This window comes from Enterobacter sp. ECC_219_Taxon_10 (assembly GCF_058354905.1).
The window spans coordinates 681,656-699,295 of record NZ_CM178005.1; the positions used below are offsets into that span (position 1 = coordinate 681,656).

Here is a 17,640-nt window from a genome sequence, read left to right on the forward strand (position 1 = left end):
TGGACGGAATTGAGACGCCTGCTTGCCGGATGGCGCTGGCGCTTATCCGGCCTGCATTTTATGGCAAATTATTTCTTTGCCTGACGCGTCATCACGGTGCGGTAGACCTTAAAGCGGCCAGTCTGGGCGATCACTTCGTGGAAGCCGAAGGTTTCGTCCAGCACTTTCGGGTACGCCAGGAAGGCGTTCGCCACGATGCGCAGCTCGCCGCCGCTGTTGAGGTGGCGAGTCGCGCCACGGATCAGCGTTTGCGCAGCTTCGAGGCTGGTCTCCATGCCGTCGTGGAACGGCGGGTTAGAGATAATCATGTCAAAGCGGCCGGTCACGTCAGAGAAGACGTTGCTGGCAATCACCTCGCCTTCAATGCCGTTTGCGGCAAGCGTTGCGCGGCTGGCTTCAACCGCCGGGGCGCTTACGTCACACAGGGTTAAACGCACTTTTGGTGAATGGCTGGCAAGCACCGTTGAAAGCACGCCCGCGCCGCAGCCCACGTCCAGCACTTTGCCTTTGGTGTGCGGTGTCAGAGTGGAGAGCAGCAGCTTGCTGCCCGTATCCAGCGCGTCACGGCTGAAGACGCCCGGCAGGGTTTTGATGGTCAGGCCGTCAAGCTGGTATTCGTCCCAGAAGGTGTTGGCATCGAACGTTGTCTGCTTTTCCAGACGGCCATGATACAGACCGCAGCGACGCGCGCTGTCGACTTTGGTCAGCGGCGCGTAGGCTTCCAGCATCTGCTCGGCGCTACGGACGCCGCTGCGGTTTTCACCGACCACGAAAATATCACAGCCAACCGGCAGCAGGGAGAGCAGGTTCATCAGCTGGAACTGGGCTTCCGGCTTGTTCTTCGGCCAGTAGTAGATCAGCGTATCGCAGTCGGCAATATCGCTCTGCTCCGCCACCAGGCTGAAGCGTGCGCGCTCGCCCATCTGGCGGCTCAACACCTGCCAGTGGTGGTAGTATTGGGTGTGGGCACGGCTTTCAGCACAGTCGAAACGCGCGGGCAGGTCATCCTGCATATCTCCGGCAAACAGAATACGGCTTTCTTCGAAATCATCACTGTGACGCAGCAAGACTTCACTTGCCGGGGTAAATGCAGACATGAATTGTTCCTCAATAAACTCAGGCGGGGATTATAGTAGGTAGATGGCGCACTTTCGACACATTTGCTATATTTGCGCGCCTGAGAGACAGGAGTTATCCCTATGACATCCCGACGAGACTGGCAGTTGCAGCAGCTGGGCATTACCCAGTGGGCCTTGCGTCGCCCGACGGCGTTGCAGGGCGAAATCGCCATCTCCATCCCTGCGCACGTTCGGCTGGTGATGGTAGCGGAAGAACTGCCTGCCCTGAATGAACCCCTGATCGGTGATGTCCTTCGCAGCCTGAAGCTGACGCCCGACCAGGTCTTACAGCTGAAGCCTGAACGGGTTGCCATGCTTCCTCCTGATAGCCGCTGTAACAGCTGGCGCATCGGAGAGACTAGCGACATCTCTCTTCAGGGGAGCAAAATCAGCTCGCCAGCACTGGACGAGCTGAAAGCCAATCCAAAGGCGCGCAGCGCGCTATGGCAACAAATCTGCGAATATGAACACGATTTCTTCCCTCACGACGCCTGACCTGACCGCAGCGTTCGCGATTGAAACACGCGCCCACACCTTTCCGTGGAGCGAGAAAACGTTTGCCAGCAATCAGGGCGAGCGCTATCTGAACTACCGTCTGGACGTTGACGGCACCATGGCCGCGTTTGCCATCACGCAGGTCGTTCTTGACGAGGCGACGCTGTTTAACATCGCCGTCGACCCGGCGTTTCAGCGCCGTGGGCTGGGAAGAGAACTGCTTGAGCATCTCATTCGTGAGCTCGAAACCCGTGACGTTTTCACCCTGTGGCTGGAGGTGCGCGCATCGAATGTCGCCGCCATCGCGCTCTATGAAAGCTTAGGCTTTAACGAGGCGACAGTCCGCCGTAACTACTACCCCACCGCAGAGGGACGTGAAGACGCCATCATAATGGCTCTGCCGATTGGATAACGAAGATAAGGTTGTAACGATGAAATGGGACTGGATTTTCTTTGATGCCGACGAAACGCTGTTTACGTTTGACTCGTTTGGCGGCCTACAGCGGATGTTTCTCGACTATAGCGTGACCTTCACCGCTGAAGATTTTCAGAACTATCAGGCGGTGAACAAGCCGCTGTGGGTGGATTACCAGAACGGTGCCATCACTGCGTTACAGCTTCAGCACCAGCGTTTTGACGTCTGGGCGGAGCGCTTAAACGTGAGTCCGGGCTCGCTGAATGATGCTTTTCTCAATGCGATGGCGGATATTTGCGCGCCACTGCCGGGCGCGGTTTCTCTGTTGAATGCGTTGAAAGGCAAAGTGAAACTGGGAATCATCACTAACGGCTTCACCGCGCTGCAGCAAATCCGTCTGGAGCGCACCGGCCTGCGCGATCATTTTGACGCGCTGGTGATCTCCGAAGAGGTGGGGGTGCCGAAACCGGATCCGCGGATTTTCGATTATGCGCTGGCGCAGGCCGGTAATCCCGACCGCGATCGCGTGCTGATGGTGGGGGATACCGCAGAGTCTGATATTCTTGGCGGTATGAAGTCAGGTTTGTCGACCGTCTGGCTAAATGCGCATGGCCGCGTGAAGCCTGAAGGCATCGAGCCAACCTGGACCGTCACGTCATTGACCGAACTGGAGCAACTCCTGTGTAAACAATGATTGCCTGCCCCCCGTTGATGGGTAAAATAGCCGCAATTTTGTATTCCATGATGCGTGGCGTGCTGCCGCGCTTATAAAAGAAGATTTAATTATGACGTTGTCTCCTTATCTGCAAGAGGTGGCCAAGCGCCGTACTTTTGCCATTATCTCGCACCCGGATGCCGGTAAAACGACCATCACCGAAAAGGTGTTGCTGTTCGGACAGGCGATCCAGACTGCGGGTACCGTTAAAGGCCGTGGCTCCAGCCAGCATGCAAAATCTGACTGGATGGAGATGGAAAAGCAGCGCGGTATTTCGATTACCACCTCCGTGATGCAGTTCCCTTATCACGACTGCCTGGTAAACCTGCTGGACACCCCGGGCCACGAAGACTTCTCCGAAGATACCTACCGTACCCTGACGGCGGTGGACTGCTGTCTGATGGTGATCGACGCCGCGAAGGGTGTAGAAGATCGTACCCGCAAGCTGATGGAAGTTACCCGCCTGCGTGATACGCCGATCCTCACCTTTATGAACAAACTCGACCGTGACATCCGTGACCCGATGGAGCTGATGGATGAAGTGGAAAACGAGCTGAAGATCGCCTGTGCGCCAATTACCTGGCCAATTGGCTGCGGTAAGCTGTTCAAAGGCGTTTACCACCTCTATAAAGACGAAACTTATCTGTACCAGACCGGTAAAGGCCACACCATTCAGGAAGTGCGCATTGTGAAAGGTCTGGACAACCCGGATCTGGATGCCGCGGTTGGCGAAGAGCTGGCCGCGCAGCTGCGCGACGAGCTGGAGCTGGTGAAGGGGGCGTCTCACGAGTTCGACAAAGAGCTGTTCCTGAGCGGTGAAATTACCCCGGTCTTCTTCGGTACCGCGCTGGGTAACTTTGGCGTAGACCACATGCTGGACGGTCTGGTGGAGTGGGCTCCGCAGCCAATGCCGCGTAAAACCGACACTCGCGAAGTGGAAGCGAAAGAAGAGAAATTCACCGGTTTCGTCTTCAAAATTCAGGCCAACATGGACCCGAAACACCGCGACCGCGTGGCCTTTATGCGCGTAGTGTCCGGTAAGTATGAGAAGGGCATGAAGCTGCGCCAGGTGCGTATTGGCAAAGATGTGGTGATCTCCGACGCGCTGACCTTTATGGCGGGTGACCGCTCGCACGTTGAGGAAGCGTATCCGGGCGACATCATCGGTCTGCACAACCACGGTACGATCCAGATCGGCGATACCTTCACCCAGGGCGAAATGATGAAGTTCACCGGGATTCCGAACTTCGCGCCGGAGCTGTTCCGTCGTATTCGTCTGCGCGATCCGCTGAAGCAGAAGCAGCTGCTGAAAGGCCTGGTTCAGCTCTCCGAAGAGGGCGCCGTGCAGGTGTTCCGTCCAATCGCCAACAACGATCTGATTGTCGGCGCGGTGGGTGTGCTGCAGTTCGACGTGGTGGTTGCGCGTCTGAAGAGCGAGTACAACGTGGAAGCGATTTACGAATCGGTCAACGTGGCGACCGCGCGCTGGGTTGAGTGTTCAGACGTGAAGAAATTCGAAGAATTTAAGCGTAAGAACGAAATTCAGCTGGCGCTGGATGGCGGCGACAACCTGACCTATATCGCGCCAACGATGGTCAACCTGAACCTGACGCAGGAACGTTATCCTGACGTACAGTTCCGCAAAACGCGCGAACACTAATCCCCTCTCAGAGCACGGCAATCGCCGTGCTCTTCTTTTATTCCAGTCTTATTAATCCCTTGCGGAATGTTCTTAATTCACCGCTATTTCACGCTATTCGCGCGTTTTTTACTCAATTCTGAAAGCGGCATTGTGAGAGTGATCTATATTTAACTCAGTGTTTAGCACCGGGTGTGGATGAATTAACTGTTCAATGCATGTCGATTGGTTCTCCATTTCACCCGTGTGTTTATTCGCAATATATAAAACTACTAAGGAAGTATGTAGCCCGAATAGCGGGTAAAACACAGGAATAAATCGATGAATATGACAAGACTGAAGATTTCTAAAACTCTGCTGGCTGTAACACTGGGTAGCGTTCTGGTTAGCGGTTCCGCCCTCGCGGAAAGCAGCGCCATGGATAAAGCACAGTCCACGGCCGATACCGCAGGGCAAAAAATCGATAGCTCTATGAATAAAGTCGGTAATTTCATGGACGACAGCTCTATCACAGCAAAAGTGAAAGCCGCGCTGGTGGATGATGAAGCCATCAAGAGCACCGATATTTCCGTTAAGACCGACAAGAAAGTGGTCACCCTGAGTGGCTTCGTGGAAAGCCAGGCGCAGGCAGAACAGGCGGTGAAAGTCGCTAAGGGTGTCGAAGGTGTGGCCTCCGTGAGCGATAAACTGCACGTTCGCGACGGTAAAAACGCGTCGGTGAAAGGTTATGCCGGGGATGCGGCAACCACCAGCGAAATCAAAGCTAAACTTTTAGCAGATGACATCGTGCCGTCTCGTAAGGTGAAAGTAGAAACCACCGATGGTGTGGTTCAGCTTTCCGGTACGGTTGATTCCCAGGCGCAAAGTGAACGTGCCGAGTCAATTGCGAAAGCCATTGATGGTGTGAAAAGCGTTAAAAACGATCTGAAAACGAAGTAATTCTGGACCATTCGCCCGCCGGGCTAAATCCTGCGGGCGAAATAAGAACGACTCTGGAAAAACGCCGGTGAGTGACCTGAGCGCTCACGTTTAGCGGCCGACATTAACTATGGTAAAGGAGAAGCTTATGTTTCGTTGGGGCATTATATTTCTGGTTATCGCGTTAATTGCCGCCGCATTGGGCTTTGGTGGTCTGGCAGGTACAGCGGCATGGGCAGCTAAAATTGTCTTCGTCGTCGGTATTATTCTGTTCCTGGTCAGCCTGTTTACGGGGCGTCGACGTCCATAGCAAACGCAATATTTCTTCAACAAAATAAAGCCAGTCCCTGCGACTGGCTTTTTCTTATTTGCGTTACAGGTCGGGTGCGTTACTGTGGAGTGATAAAATAATCAAAACAGGAAAGCAGAGGTGGGGCAACGAATTCCCGTTACGCTCGGCAATATTGCGCCGCTGACGTTAAAACCGTTTCGCGCGGGTCAACTCGCACTGGTTTGTGAGGGGGGAGGACAGCGCGGCATTTTCACCGCCGGCGTGCTGGATGAATTTATGCGTGCGCAGTTCAACCCGTTTGACCTCTACTTCGGTACGTCCGCCGGGGCGCAGAATCTCTCTGCCTATGTCTGTAACCAGCCCGGCTACGCGCGAAAAGTAATCATGCGCTACACCACGGCGAAAGAATTTTTTAACCCGGTGCGCTTCGTGCGCGGCGGCAACCTGATCGATCTCGACTGGCTTCTGGAGTCGACCTCCAGCCAGATGCCGCTGGCCATGGATACCGCCGCCCGTCTGTTTGATAGCGGCAAAGCGTTCTGGATGTGCGCCAGCCGGGGGGATGACTACTCGCCGGGCTATTTCTCACCGCAGAAGGATAACTGGCTGGACATCATCCGCGCCTCCAGCGCTATTCCCGGTTTTTATCGTACCGGAGCTCTGCTGGACGGCATCAGCTATCTGGACGGCGGCATCAGCGACGCGGTGCCGGTGCAGGAAGCCGCCCGGCGCGGGGCGAAAACCATCGTGGTGATCCGTACCGTGCCGTCGCAAATGTATTACACACCCCAGTGGTTTAAACGGATGGAGCGCTGGCTGGGCGACAGCAGCCTGCAGCCGCTGGTGAACATCGCAAAGCAGCATGAAACCACCTACGGCGCGATGCAGCGCTTTATTGAAAAACCGCCGGGTAAGCTGCGAATTTTTGAAATCTATCCGCCGAAGCCGCTGCTGAGCATGGCGCTGGGCAGCCGCGTCCCTGCGCTGCGCATGGATTACAAAACGGGGCGGCTGTGCGGGCGTTACTTCCTGGCGACGGTGGGGAAAATGCTGGCGGAGCAGCCGCCGCTTCATCGGCATAAACGGATTATTATGCCGCCTGCGGTTGTCGCCAATGATGCCCTGACGATGCCGCTGGTGGATATCCCGCAGGCGAATGACGCTTTACTGGATAACGAGGATCTGGCGTGACGCACCGCTTTGTTGATACCCACTGCCACTTTGATTTCCCGCCGTTTACGGGGGATGAAGCGCAAAGTATTGCGAAAGCTGCCGAGGCAGGCGTTCAGGCCATCATTGTGCCGTCAGTAGAAGCGGCCTATTTTTCCCGCGTGCTGGATCTTTCCACGCGATACCCCGCGCTTTATGCCGCGCTCGGCCTGCATCCGATTGTCATTGAGCGCCATCGTGATGAGCATCTTGAAGAGCTGGATCAGGTGCTGCAAAGTGCAGGAGAGAAACTTGTCGCCATCGGCGAGATCGGGCTCGATCTCTATCGCGAGGATCCGCAGTTTGAACGCCAGCAGACGGTCCTCGACGCGCAGCTCAGGCTGGCAAAGCGTCACGATCTGCCGGTGATCCTCCACTCAAGACGCACGCATGATAAGCTCGCAATGCACCTTAAGCGTATCGATCTGCCGCGAAGAGGCGTTGTACACGGTTTTTCCGGCAGCCTGCAGCAGGCGCAGCGTTTTATTGAGCTGGGGTATAAAATCGGCGTCGGTGGCACCATTACCTATCCGCGTGCCAGTAAAACCCGGGACGTAATGGCACAGCTGCCGCTGTCGGCGCTTCTGCTGGAAACTGACGCGCCGGATATGCCGCTGAATGGTTTTCAGGGGCAGCCGAATCGCCCGGAACAGGCGTCGCGCGTTTTTGACGTGCTGTGCGAACTGCGTCAGGAACCTGAAGATGTGATTGCCGGCGCGTTGCTGGAAAATACCCGTTCGGTTTTTGGCATCACGCTATAGATAAAGCGCCGGACGAATCACCGTTATTTTCTTTTTTTCCAGCGACCGGGCCAGCGGTTCAACGTCCTCCGGCGTGGCGCTGCGCCATGACGCTGCCTCGCCGTAAACCCCATGCGCATGAAAAGCGTTGATGCGCACTGGCACATTCCCAAGCCCGTGGATAAAGGTCGTTAGCGGCTTGAGATGTTCCAGGTAATCACACTGCTCCGGAATAACCAGCAAGCGGAGTTCCGTCAAACGGTGACGATCTGCCAGCCAGCGGATGCTCTGTTTAATCTGCGGGTTTTCGCGCCCGGTCAGGAAGCGGTGATGCTCGTTCCCCCACGCCTTCAGATCCAGCATCGCGCCATCCAGTACCGGCAGCAGCTTTTGCCAGCCGGTTTCGCTTAACAGACCGTTGCTGTCAACCATGCAGGTTAAATGATGTAGCTCAGGATCGGTTTTGATCGCGGTAAACAGGGCGATTAAAAACGGCAGCTGCGTGGTGGCTTCGCCCCCGCTGACGGTAACGCCCTCAATAAAGGGGGCGGCTTTTCGGATCTGCGTGAGGATCTCCTCCACGCTCAGGCGGTTCGCCATAGGCGTGGCCTGCTGCTGGCACAGGCGCAGGCAGGTGTCGCACTGCTGGCAGTGACTCTCCTGCCACCAGACGCGTCCTGCCTGAATGGTCAGCGCGTCATGCGGGCAGTGGGGCACGCAGTCCCCGCAGTCGTTGCAGCGCCCGATGGTCCACGGGTTGTGGCAGGTTTTGCAGCGCAGGTTGCAGCCCTGCAGGAACAGCGCCAGGCGGCTGCCCGGCCCGTCCACGCAGGAGAAGGGAATGACCTGACTAACTAAAGCGCATCTGCTGTTCATGGCTTATCACGCGCGGCTGACGTTCCAGAATTCGGGTATTGCGTGCGGCTTCTTCACCCAGCCAGGTGGTATTGGTGCGCGATCCGGCTTCGCGGTACTTTTCCAGATCCGACAAGCGCACCATATACCCGGTTACGCGGACCAGATCGTTACCAGCGACATTCGCGGTGAACTCACGCATACCGGCCCTGAACGCACCCTGGCAAAGCTGAACCACCGCCTGAGGATTGCGTTTTACCGTCTCATCCAGCGTTAAAATATCGCTAATCCCGGAGTGATAGTGTTTATGGTGCGGCGCAACAGCCAGCAGGTGGCTGATGGGATCCGGTTCGTCGCCGTAGGGCAGACGCGCGCCCGGCGTGGTGCCCGAATCGGAGCTGATGCCTGACTGGGCGTGCAGCATCGCACGCTGCTTCCAGCCGTGTTTCACAGGCGTGTTTTCGACAAACGCTGCAAGCTGTTCGCTGATGCGATAACCCAGCGCGTTGGCCTGTTCGTCCTTTCCGTAGCGTCCCGCTATTCCTGCTTTCTCACAGAGCGCGTTTACCGCTTCCGCCAGGCCGTACATGCCAAACATCGGCACAAACCGATCGGCATCAATCAGCCCCTCTTTCACCAGGAAGCTATTCTCAAAGAAGCCAGACTGCCCGTACAGGAAATCGCAGCGTGCATCGATGATGGCAATTTGCTGCTGGCAGTAGTGTGGGAGCGTGCGGGTGAAGAAGTCTTCAATGGATGTGCTGCGTTCAGCAATGGCTTTGAGGTTAAGGCGCACCAGGGTGCTGCCACCGCCTGCAAGCGGCAGGGAGTTGTAACAACTCACCACGCCGTAACGGCCTTTTGTGAAAATTTTATCATTCATTGGGCCATTGGAAATATGCGGTTTGCTGCATTCACATATGTTTTTTGCCACTTCAAGTAGCAAGTCGTCCGGGGTGATATCGGGATCGTAGATAAAGGTCAGGTTCGGCGCAACCTGCTTCAGCTCTGCGTCGGCACGCAGAATGGCACGGGTGATGGGGCCGTCGGCAGGCCCAATGTTTGCGTGCATAAACGCATCCGGCAGCGTACGGTCGAGATAGCGCCAGAAACGTTTTACTCGGCTATCGATCTCTTCTTGTGTTAGAATTCTAACATACGGAGTTAATATCGCATCAAGCTGACCGAGATAGACCGGCATCGATGTGACAGACGGAACATGGTGGTAGAGGATGGTTAACAGCGAGAGGGCTTCGTCGAGATCTTTCGCCCCTTCCAGCTCCAGCCATTCTGAACCGTTAGCCAGAAATTTTGCGTAATCCGGCAGAACGTAACGGGGTTTGTAAGGCGCGTGGCCTTCGAACATGTCGCAGATAAACCCTTCGTCCAGCGCGGCTCGCGCGGCCTCAGGAAGTGTCGGATACGGCAGGTTGTTTTCCGCTTCCAGCGCCAGAAAATGACGTTTTTGTTCCGGGGTTAACACCGGGCTTGTCACAATGTGCTGGCAACGTTGTTGCAGGGCGTCGGGGCTGGAGTGGGGCATATTCGCTTCCTTGAGTGTTCTGCGGATGATGAGCGAATTGTAGGAAGCCAGCCTGTCGGGGCTTTTGATCCGACAGGGGGTATCGCTGCTTTAGCCGGCAATTTACGCACTAAAGTTTGAAGAAGATCTCATTACAGTAATGCAAATTTGTACGCAGTTTTCATTAACTGTGATGAATGTCGAAGTGTGGATGCGGGTGAATGTTAGAATACTCACAGACCCGCAAGGTAAAATTTATACGGCACTGCCGTTGGAGAATGTTATGACCGATTTAACTGCAAGCAGCCTGCGCGCGTTGAAACTGATGGACCTGACCACCCTGAACGATGACGACACCAATGAAAAAGTCATCGCCCTGTGCCATCAGGCGAAAACGCCAGTGGGCAACACCGCCGCTGTCTGCATCTACCCGCGCTTTATCCCGATTGCCCGCAAAACGCTGAAAGAGCAGGGCACTCCGGACGTGCGCATTGCAACCGTGACTAACTTCCCGCACGGCAACGACGATATCGAGATCGCGCTGGCGGAAACCCGTGCGGCGATTGCCTACGGCGCAGACGAAGTTGACGTGGTGTTCCCTTACCGCGCGCTGATCGCTGGCAACGAGCAGGTCGGTTTTGACCTGGTGAAAGCCTGTAAAGACGCGTGTGCGGCGGCAAACGTGCTGCTCAAAGTGATCATCGAAACCGGCGAGCTGAAAGAAGAGGCGCTGATTCGTAAAGCGTCTGAAATCTCCATCAAAGCCGGTGCGGATTTCATTAAAACCTCTACCGGTAAAGTACCGGTGAATGCGACCCCGGAAAGCGCGCGCATCATGATGGAAGTGATCCGCGACATGGGCGTGTCCAAAACCGTTGGTTTCAAACCCGCGGGCGGCGTGCGTACCGCCGAAGACGCGCAGCAGTTCCTGGCAATTGCCGACGAGCTGTTTGGCGCCGACTGGGCTGATTCCCGTCACTACCGCTTCGGCGCGTCCAGCCTGCTGGCAAGCCTGCTGAAAGCGCTGGGTCACGGCGACGGTAAGAGCGCAAGCAGCTACTGATTGCCAGACAATGCCGGATGACGCTTCGCTTATCCGGCCTACAGGATCGTAGGGCGGGTAAGCGTAGCGCCACCCGCCACAACTCCCCCGATTCCGCATGGAGGTTACCGTGTTTCTCGCACAAGAAATTATTCGTAAAAAACGTGATGGTCAGGCATTAAGCGACGAAGAGATCCGCTTCTTTATCAACGGCATTCGTGATAACACCGTCTCAGAAGGGCAGATTGCGGCTCTGGCGATGACCATTTTCTTCCACGATATGTCGATGCCCGAGCGCGTGTCGCTGACCATGGCGATGCGAGATTCAGGAACCGTTCTGGACTGGAAAAGCCTTAACCTTAACGGCCCGATTGTGGACAAACACTCCACCGGCGGCGTGGGCGACGTGACGTCTCTGATGCTCGGCCCCATGGTGGCAGCCTGCGGCGGTTACATTCCGATGATCTCCGGGCGCGGCCTGGGCCACACCGGCGGTACGCTCGACAAACTGGAAGCCATTCCGGGCTTCGATATCTTCCCGGACGACAACCGCTTCCGCGACATTATTAAAGACGTTGGTGTGGCGATTATCGGCCAGACCAGCTCTCTTGCTCCGGCAGACAAACGTTTCTATGCAACACGCGATATCACCGCGACCGTTGACTCCATCCCGCTGATCACCGCCTCTATCCTGGCGAAGAAACTGGCTGAAGGGCTGGATGCGCTGGTGATGGACGTGAAGGTGGGCAGCGGCGCCTTTATGCCGACCTATGAACTCTCTGAGGCGCTGGCCGAAGCGATTGTTGGCGTCTCTAACGGCGCGGGCGTGCGCACCACCGCGCTGCTGACCGACATGAACCAGGTGCTGGCTTCCAGCGCCGGTAACGCGGTTGAAGTCCGCGAAGCCGTGCGATTTCTCACCGGCGAATACCGTAACCCGCGTCTGTTTGACGTGACCATGGCGCTGTGCGTTGAGATGCTCATCTCCGGCAAACTCGCTAAAGACGATGCAGAAGCGCGCGCGAAGCTGCAGGCAGTGCTGGACAACGGCAAAGCGGCGGAGATCTTTGGCCGCATGGTGGCGGCGCAGAAAGGCCCGACCGATTTCGTCGAAAACTACGCGAAATACCTGCCGACCGCGATGCTCAGCAAAGCCGTCTATGCGGATAGCGAAGGCTTTGTCTCTGCCATGGACACCCGCGCGCTCGGCATGGCTGTCGTGTCTATGGGCGGCGGTCGTCGTCAGGCATCCGACACCATTGATTACAGCGTCGGCTTTACCGATATGGCCCGTCTGGGCGACAGCGTTGACGGCCAACGTCCGCTGGCGGTGATCCACGCCAAAGATGAAGCCAGCTGGCAGGACGCGGCGAAAGCGGTGAAAGCCGCCATTACGCTTGATGATAAAGCGCCGGAAAACACCCCAACGGTCTATCGCCGTATCACCGAATAGCGGTATACTGATCTGATCGCATTTTTATGAAGCACTAAGTACGGAGAACAATTATGAAACGTGCATTTATTATGGTGCTGGACTCATTCGGCATCGGCGCAACCGAAGATGCAGAACGTTTTGGTGACGTGGGTTCCGATACCATGGGTCACATCGCGGAAGCCTGTGCTAAAGGCGAAGCGGACAACGGTCGTAAAGGCCCTCTGACTCTGCCAAACCTGACCCGCCTCGGTCTGGTGAAAGCGCATGAAGGTTCTACCGGTAAAATCGCAGCCGGTATGGACGGCAACGCGGAAGTGGTGGGCGCCTACGCCTGGGCGCACGAGCTCTCTTCCGGTAAAGACACCCCGTCCGGTCACTGGGAAATCGCCGGTGTGCCGGTGCTGTTCGACTGGGGCTATTTCTCCGATCACGAGAACAGCTTCCCGCAGGAGCTTCTCGATAAGCTGGTCAAGCGTGCCAACCTGCCGGGCTACCTCGGTAACTGCCACTCTTCCGGTACCGTGATTCTGGACCAGCTCGGCGAAGAGCACATGAAAACCGGCAAGCCGATTTTCTACACTTCTGCTGACTCCGTGTTCCAGATTGCCTGCCACGAAGAGACCTACGGCCTGGATAAACTCTACGAGCTGTGCGAAATCGCCCGTGAAGAGCTGACCGAAGGCGGCTACAACATTGGCCGCGTGATCGCGCGTCCGTTTATCGGCGACAAAGCGGGTAACTTCCAGCGTACCGGTAACCGTCATGACCTGGCCGTTGAGCCACCAGCGCCAACCGTGCTGCAGAAGCTGGTTGAAGAGAAAGACGGCCACGTGGTTTCCGTGGGTAAAATCGCGGATATCTACGCCAACTGCGGCATCACCAAAAAGGTCAAAGCGACCGGTCTCGATGCGCTGTTCGATGCCACCATCAAAGAGATGAAAGAAGCGGGCGACAAAACCATTGTCTTTACCAACTTCGTGGACTTCGACTCCTCCTGGGGCCACCGTCGCGACGTTGCGGGTTATGCTGCTGGCCTTGAACTGTTTGACCGCCGTCTGCCTGAGCTGATGGAGCTGGTGGGTGAAGATGACATTCTGATCCTGACAGCGGACCACGGCTGTGACCCAACCTGGACCGGTACCGACCATACCCGTGAGCACATCCCGGTGCTGGTGTATGGCCCGAAAGTGAAGCCGGGCTCGCTCGGTCACCGTGAAACCTTCGCGGACATCGGCCAGACCCTTGCGAAATATTTTGGCACGTCTGACATGGAATATGGCAAAGCCATGTTCTAAACGGATTGGGTGCGGCCTGATGCCCTCATCCCGCTCCTCTCCCACGAGAAATACGGGTGCGGTCTGATGCCCTCACCCCAACCCTCTCCCACGAGAAACACGGGTGCGGCCTGATGCCCTCACCCCAACCCTCTCCCACAGGGAGAGGGAGAAATTACATGAAAAGGAACTGAAGATGGCAACTCCTCACATTAACGCAGAAATGGGTGATTTCGCTGACGTCGTATTGATGCCGGGCGACCCGCTGCGCGCGAAGCACATTGCAGAAACCTTCCTCGAAGACGTGCGTGAAGTGAACAACGTTCGCGGCATGCTGGGCTTCACCGGTACCTATAAAGGCCGCAAAATCTCCGTCATGGGCCACGGTATGGGTATCCCATCCTGCTCCATCTACACCAAAGAGCTGATCACCGACTTCGGCGTGAAGAAAATCATCCGCGTGGGCTCCTGCGGCGCGGTGCGCATGGACGTTAAGCTGCGTGATATCGTTATCGGCATGGGTGCCTGCACCGATTCCAAAGTTAACCGTATGCGTTTCAAAGACCACGACTTCGCGGCGATTGCTGACTTCGGCATGGTGCGTGACGCAGTCGACGCGGCAAAAGCGCTGGGCGTTGAAGCGCGCGTGGGTAACATCTTCTCTGCTGACCTGTTCTATGCACCGGACGGCGGCGAGATGTTCGACGTGATGGAAAAATACGGCATCCTGGGTGTGGAAATGGAAGCGGCGGGTATCTACGGCGTCGCGGCTGAGTTTGGTGCGAAAGCGCTGACCATCTGTACCGTCTCTGACCACATCCGTACCCACGAGCAGACCACCGCTGCCGAGCGTCAGACCACCTTCAACGACATGATCAAAATCGCGCTGGAATCCGTTCTGCTGGGCGATAAAGAGTAATGTTGTCTTTGCCGGGCAGCCATGCTGCCCGGCATGTTCTTACTGCTGCGTTAACACTTCCCACATCAAATCACTTTCAAGCGTTGTGATATCCGTTGAGTATGAAAATTGCCTATCGTTAAGTACGGGCGTCAATTTCATGGTGAAACTCATATGGCTACCGCTTACCGGAGCCTGGTTATCGACGGCAATGATCCCATCGTTATTACGCAGTAACAGGCTTTCCTGGCTCTCTCCGCTCGGGGTGAACCGCGTGCGATCGACCGTTTTTGAGAACGCGTAGCTTTTTCCGTCCACCACCATATTGCTCACGCGCACTGCCAGACCGCTGTTATCACCAAAGTAGAAACGGCCTTTTTCCCCGGCGCGCCCCTGGATAAACAGGGCGATGGGCTGGCTTTCCGGGCAGTTGACGTTGACGTTGATCTCCCTGGACGGCATCTGGTTCCAGCCTTGTTTTGCCTCCACGACGTCATTCTGCTTCAGCAGGCCAAAGCTGACGCCGCTGTTGGTAAAGGAGAGTTGGCATTCATCATCCGCCAGGGCCGTGCGGGCTGAAAGTGAAGATAAGACTGCAACGGCAATCAGCAGATATTTTCCCCGGGAACTCATTGGCAAACTCCTTGCGCCATTTCATAGAACGCTTCTTTGTCCTGAACGTCACTCAGCGTGTATTTAATGCGGCACAGGCGCTGCATATTGTCATCCACGGCATACAGCGTCGGACTTTTCGACATATCGGAAACGAAAATGCGCCCGTCATCGACGGTGCTGACCAGATAGTTGTTTTTCTCATCCACAATACTGGTGCCTTTCGGTAACCAGCTGCCGTCAGCCTGTTTCACTTCCAGCATGACGCGGCGGGTGTTCAGTACCTCAAAATTCAGCTCTTTGAAGGCGGCGTGGGCTGCCGAGATATTTTTGATCCCGTTAGCCAGGTCCATGCTCTTCGGTAGGGTGTTGGCGTTCACTTCGATACGTGACTTCCGCCACTCCGTCATTTCAGGAACGACGGCCTGACCCCAGCGGTCGGTCCAGACGCGGCCCTGAGGCGTGGAGATTTCAATGCCGCTCTCAGGTTCACTCAGACGAGCGATACCGAAGGTCTCTTTCACCTCGTATGGCGAGAAGGTCAGGCCATGTTGGTGCGCGGCGATCCCGCCGGAGAGCGTTGCGCTGTAGTTGCGCTGGTCGCTGCCAGTGGTTCCTCCTCCAATACCGAGCTGGGTGTAATGGAGGTTGGTATTAATGTTGCCGTTGAAGCTGTTTTCGTGATTCTGGTCATCACGATCGGCAGAGAGGTAGTAGTTTGTGTCCTGTCCCAGAGAACCGCTATTTTGCAGGCCATAGTTGGTCTTCTCACCCTGGCTGCGCATATACGCACCGACACGCTGCGATCCCAGCGGGAAGCTGACGTTGACGTAAAACATATCGTCGTCGTTCAGCGTGCTGCCGTCGTCGTCGTCCGACTGCTGATTCACGGCGTGCTGCCAGTTGGCAGTAATATTCATGTATTTGAACGACTGGCTCCAGGAGACGATCACGTTGCGGGTATCATCGCTGTCGTTGGTTGCCTGATAGCCGTAATAGCCCAGAGAGAAGGTACCCAGCATATTATTGCTCCAGCTCAGGTTCGCGCTGTAGCTGCCCTGATAACCGTCAAAGTCGTCGACAAGGGCTTCCGTCAGCTCGCGATAGCCGGTGCTGTATTTCGCCGCGCTTAAGCTGACGTTCAGGTTGCCCGGCATCGACATCCCGGCGCTCAGTTCTCCCTTCGCCCCCTGCTGCGATTCGCCGTAGTTTGCTTTGCTGCCCAGCAGCGAGCCGGAAAGCGTCATGCGATCAGCCGGGAGCCACTGCAGCATGCCCCCGACGGCCTGGTAGTCCTGGGCGAGTACGCCGGATGCGGTGGTGATCCAGTCCCTGTCGAGACGCCATCCGTCGGAAACGTTGTAGACCCAGGGCATGGCGTAATCGCTGTCGACGTCGCGAACGCGGCCCAGCGACATCGCCAGGCCCACCGGGCGCGATACCTGGAAGTTGAACGAAGAGGACGGCACGGTAAAGCGGGTAATGGAGTTGTCGGTTTCCACCACGCTGACGTCGAGGTTGGCGTTGCTGCGGACAACGGGCACGTTTTCAAGGCTGAACGGCCCTGCGTTAACCAGCGTGGAGTAAATCAGCTGTCCTGACTGGCGAACTTCAACGCGTGCCTGGTTGCCCCGCGCAAGCCCCTTAACAGTAACGCCAGGCGTATCCTGCGCTAAACCCTGTTCGGGAATAAACTGTACGCCGTTGATGGCCGCACCGCCGAAAAGCTGAGACTGAACGTTAATTTGCCCGACCTGCGCGCGAACCTTCTGTGACTGGAACACGTGTTCACCGTAGGTATACAGGCTGTCTGAACGGTATTTCCCGTTGTCGTCGGTGATCATGTAGCGGCTACGTACCGCCCACTCCGCGAGGTTAAACCCGGCTTCGAGGTTGGCTTGGGTATAATCCTGGCTTTCTGAACCGCTATATTCACTGCGGCTGCTGAACAGGTTGTAGTTTAACAGCCCGGCGGTACCGCCCTTAATAAAGTTTTGCGGGGTCAGAAAACCGTTATCCAGGGCTTCTGCCGGTAAATAAAACTCCAGCGTTTCGTTGCCGGGCATGGCGTTAATGACGGCAGAGGGATAATCCGCGAGCAAATTGTGGCAGGATTCATTCTTTCCGATGCGCAAGGGCATTAAGCCCATGGCGCTGAGAAAGTCCTCATCAGCGCACACCTGACCTTTATCGCCAAAAAGCACTGCCAGTGACCCTTTGTCCACGCCGTTAATTTTGACCGAAACGGTATGTCTTCCAGGAAGAAAACGCGGCGCTTCGGCAAAGTAATCCGCCAGGTTTTTACTGATCCCGCGCGTGGCAAGAATATCCGTATCAAAGGTCACTTCCCTCGCCAGCAACGTCGAGCCTGGGATCAGTGAAACTGTCAGCGAGCAGTAAAGTGCTGCTCGAATCAAAGAGGCAAGGTTCAGGTTGTTCACGCATTAACTCTCATTATATT

The 17,640-nt window shown here is 56.1% G+C and carries 17 protein-coding genes; 12 read left to right on the forward strand and 5 right to left on the reverse strand.

Annotation, left to right across the window (positions count from 1 at the left end; translation table 11 throughout):
• Positions 1 to 68: 68 nt before the first annotated feature.
• Complete coding sequence (gene rsmC / locus AC4ICF_RS03205; RefSeq protein WP_316379734.1) at positions 69 to 1,097, reverse strand: 16S rRNA (guanine(1207)-N(2))-methyltransferase RsmC; 1,029 nt, start codon at positions 1,095 to 1,097, stop codon at positions 69 to 71.
• 102 nt (positions 1,098 to 1,199) lie between these two features.
• On the opposite strand from rsmC, the gene AC4ICF_RS03210 reads away from it, so the two are divergent.
• From AC4ICF_RS03210 to AC4ICF_RS03245, 8 genes are all read left to right on the forward strand, one after another.
• Complete coding sequence (locus AC4ICF_RS03210) at positions 1,200 to 1,613, forward strand: DNA polymerase III subunit psi (protein WP_316379733.1); 414 nt, start codon at positions 1,200 to 1,202, stop codon at positions 1,611 to 1,613.
• Positions 1,582 to 2,025, forward strand: a complete 444-nt coding sequence (rimI, locus tag AC4ICF_RS03215) for a ribosomal protein S18-alanine N-acetyltransferase (protein ID WP_116342381.1) — start codon at positions 1,582 to 1,584, stop codon at positions 2,023 to 2,025. The genes AC4ICF_RS03210 and rimI overlap by 32 nt, the downstream gene beginning before the upstream one ends.
• 19 nt (positions 2,026 to 2,044) lie before the next feature.
• Positions 2,045 to 2,722 carry a pyrimidine 5'-nucleotidase gene (gene yjjG, locus AC4ICF_RS03220; RefSeq protein WP_316379732.1) on the forward strand — a complete coding sequence of 226 codons (678 nt, stop codon included), beginning with the start codon at positions 2,045 to 2,047 and terminating at the stop codon, positions 2,720 to 2,722.
• Positions 2,723 to 2,813: 91 nt separating this feature from the next.
• Complete coding sequence (gene prfC, locus AC4ICF_RS03225) at positions 2,814 to 4,403, forward strand: peptide chain release factor 3 (protein WP_028015433.1); 1,590 nt, start codon at positions 2,814 to 2,816, stop codon at positions 4,401 to 4,403.
• A 300-nt stretch (positions 4,404 to 4,703) separates the two neighbouring features.
• A complete protein-coding gene (gene osmY / locus AC4ICF_RS03230; protein ID WP_302219674.1) occupies positions 4,704 to 5,321 on the forward strand; it encodes a molecular chaperone OsmY in 618 nt (205 codons plus the stop codon).
• Between the two features lie 127 nt (positions 5,322 to 5,448).
• Entirely contained in the window at positions 5,449 to 5,610 is a 162-nt protein-coding gene (locus AC4ICF_RS03235) for a DUF1328 domain-containing protein (RefSeq protein WP_003856556.1), read from the forward strand.
• 120 nt (positions 5,611 to 5,730) lie between these two features.
• Positions 5,731 to 6,783 carry a patatin-like phospholipase family protein gene (locus AC4ICF_RS03240; protein ID WP_116342385.1) on the forward strand — a complete coding sequence of 351 codons (1,053 nt, stop codon included), beginning with the start codon at positions 5,731 to 5,733 and terminating at the stop codon, positions 6,781 to 6,783.
• Positions 6,780 to 7,562: a TatD family hydrolase gene (locus AC4ICF_RS03245; protein ID WP_316379731.1), complete on the forward strand. Its 783-nt coding sequence runs from the start codon at positions 6,780 to 6,782 to the stop codon at positions 7,560 to 7,562. Before AC4ICF_RS03240 ends, AC4ICF_RS03245 begins: the two co-directional genes overlap by 4 nt.
• On the opposite strand, the gene AC4ICF_RS03250 is transcribed toward AC4ICF_RS03245, so the two are convergent.
• The gene (locus tag AC4ICF_RS03250) at positions 7,557 to 8,417 is read right to left on the reverse strand and encodes a YjjW family glycine radical enzyme activase (protein ID WP_163331154.1); all 861 of its coding nucleotides are present in this window, start codon (positions 8,415 to 8,417) and stop codon (positions 7,557 to 7,559) included. The two genes, AC4ICF_RS03245 and AC4ICF_RS03250, sit on opposite strands and share 6 nt — an antisense overlap.
• Complete coding sequence (locus AC4ICF_RS03255) at positions 8,392 to 9,939, reverse strand: YjjI family glycine radical enzyme (RefSeq protein WP_316379730.1); 1,548 nt, start codon at positions 9,937 to 9,939, stop codon at positions 8,392 to 8,394. Before AC4ICF_RS03255 ends, AC4ICF_RS03250 begins: the two co-directional genes overlap by 26 nt.
• Positions 9,940 to 10,201: 262 nt before the next feature.
• Between AC4ICF_RS03255 and deoC the strand changes: the two genes are divergently transcribed.
• The 4 genes from deoC to deoD all read left to right on the forward strand — a co-directional run bounded on the left by deoC (position 10,202) and on the right by deoD (position 14,588).
• Positions 10,202 to 10,981, forward strand: coding sequence for a deoxyribose-phosphate aldolase (gene deoC / locus AC4ICF_RS03260; protein ID WP_003856543.1), 780 nt, complete (start codon positions 10,202 to 10,204; stop codon positions 10,979 to 10,981).
• Between the two features lie 109 nt (positions 10,982 to 11,090).
• A complete protein-coding gene (gene deoA / locus AC4ICF_RS03265) occupies positions 11,091 to 12,413 on the forward strand; it encodes a thymidine phosphorylase (protein ID WP_316379729.1) in 1,323 nt (440 codons plus the stop codon).
• A 53-nt stretch (positions 12,414 to 12,466) separates the two neighbouring features.
• Positions 12,467 to 13,690 carry a phosphopentomutase gene (gene deoB / locus AC4ICF_RS03270; protein ID WP_316379728.1) on the forward strand — a complete coding sequence of 408 codons (1,224 nt, stop codon included), beginning with the start codon at positions 12,467 to 12,469 and terminating at the stop codon, positions 13,688 to 13,690.
• Between the two features lie 175 nt (positions 13,691 to 13,865).
• Positions 13,866 to 14,588, forward strand: a complete 723-nt coding sequence (gene deoD, locus AC4ICF_RS03275) for a purine-nucleoside phosphorylase (RefSeq protein ID WP_010427122.1) — start codon at positions 13,866 to 13,868, stop codon at positions 14,586 to 14,588.
• A 39-nt stretch (positions 14,589 to 14,627) separates the two neighbouring features.
• On the opposite strand, the gene AC4ICF_RS03280 is transcribed toward deoD, so the two are convergent.
• Positions 14,628 to 15,200 carry a DUF1120 domain-containing protein gene (locus AC4ICF_RS03280; RefSeq protein WP_316379727.1) on the reverse strand — a complete coding sequence of 191 codons (573 nt, stop codon included), beginning with the start codon at positions 15,198 to 15,200 and terminating at the stop codon, positions 14,628 to 14,630.
• Entirely contained in the window at positions 15,197 to 17,620 is a 2,424-nt protein-coding gene (locus tag AC4ICF_RS03285; protein ID WP_316379726.1) for a fimbrial biogenesis usher protein, read from the reverse strand. Before AC4ICF_RS03285 ends, AC4ICF_RS03280 begins: the two co-directional genes overlap by 4 nt.
• Between the last annotated feature and the right edge of the window lie 20 nt (positions 17,621 to 17,640).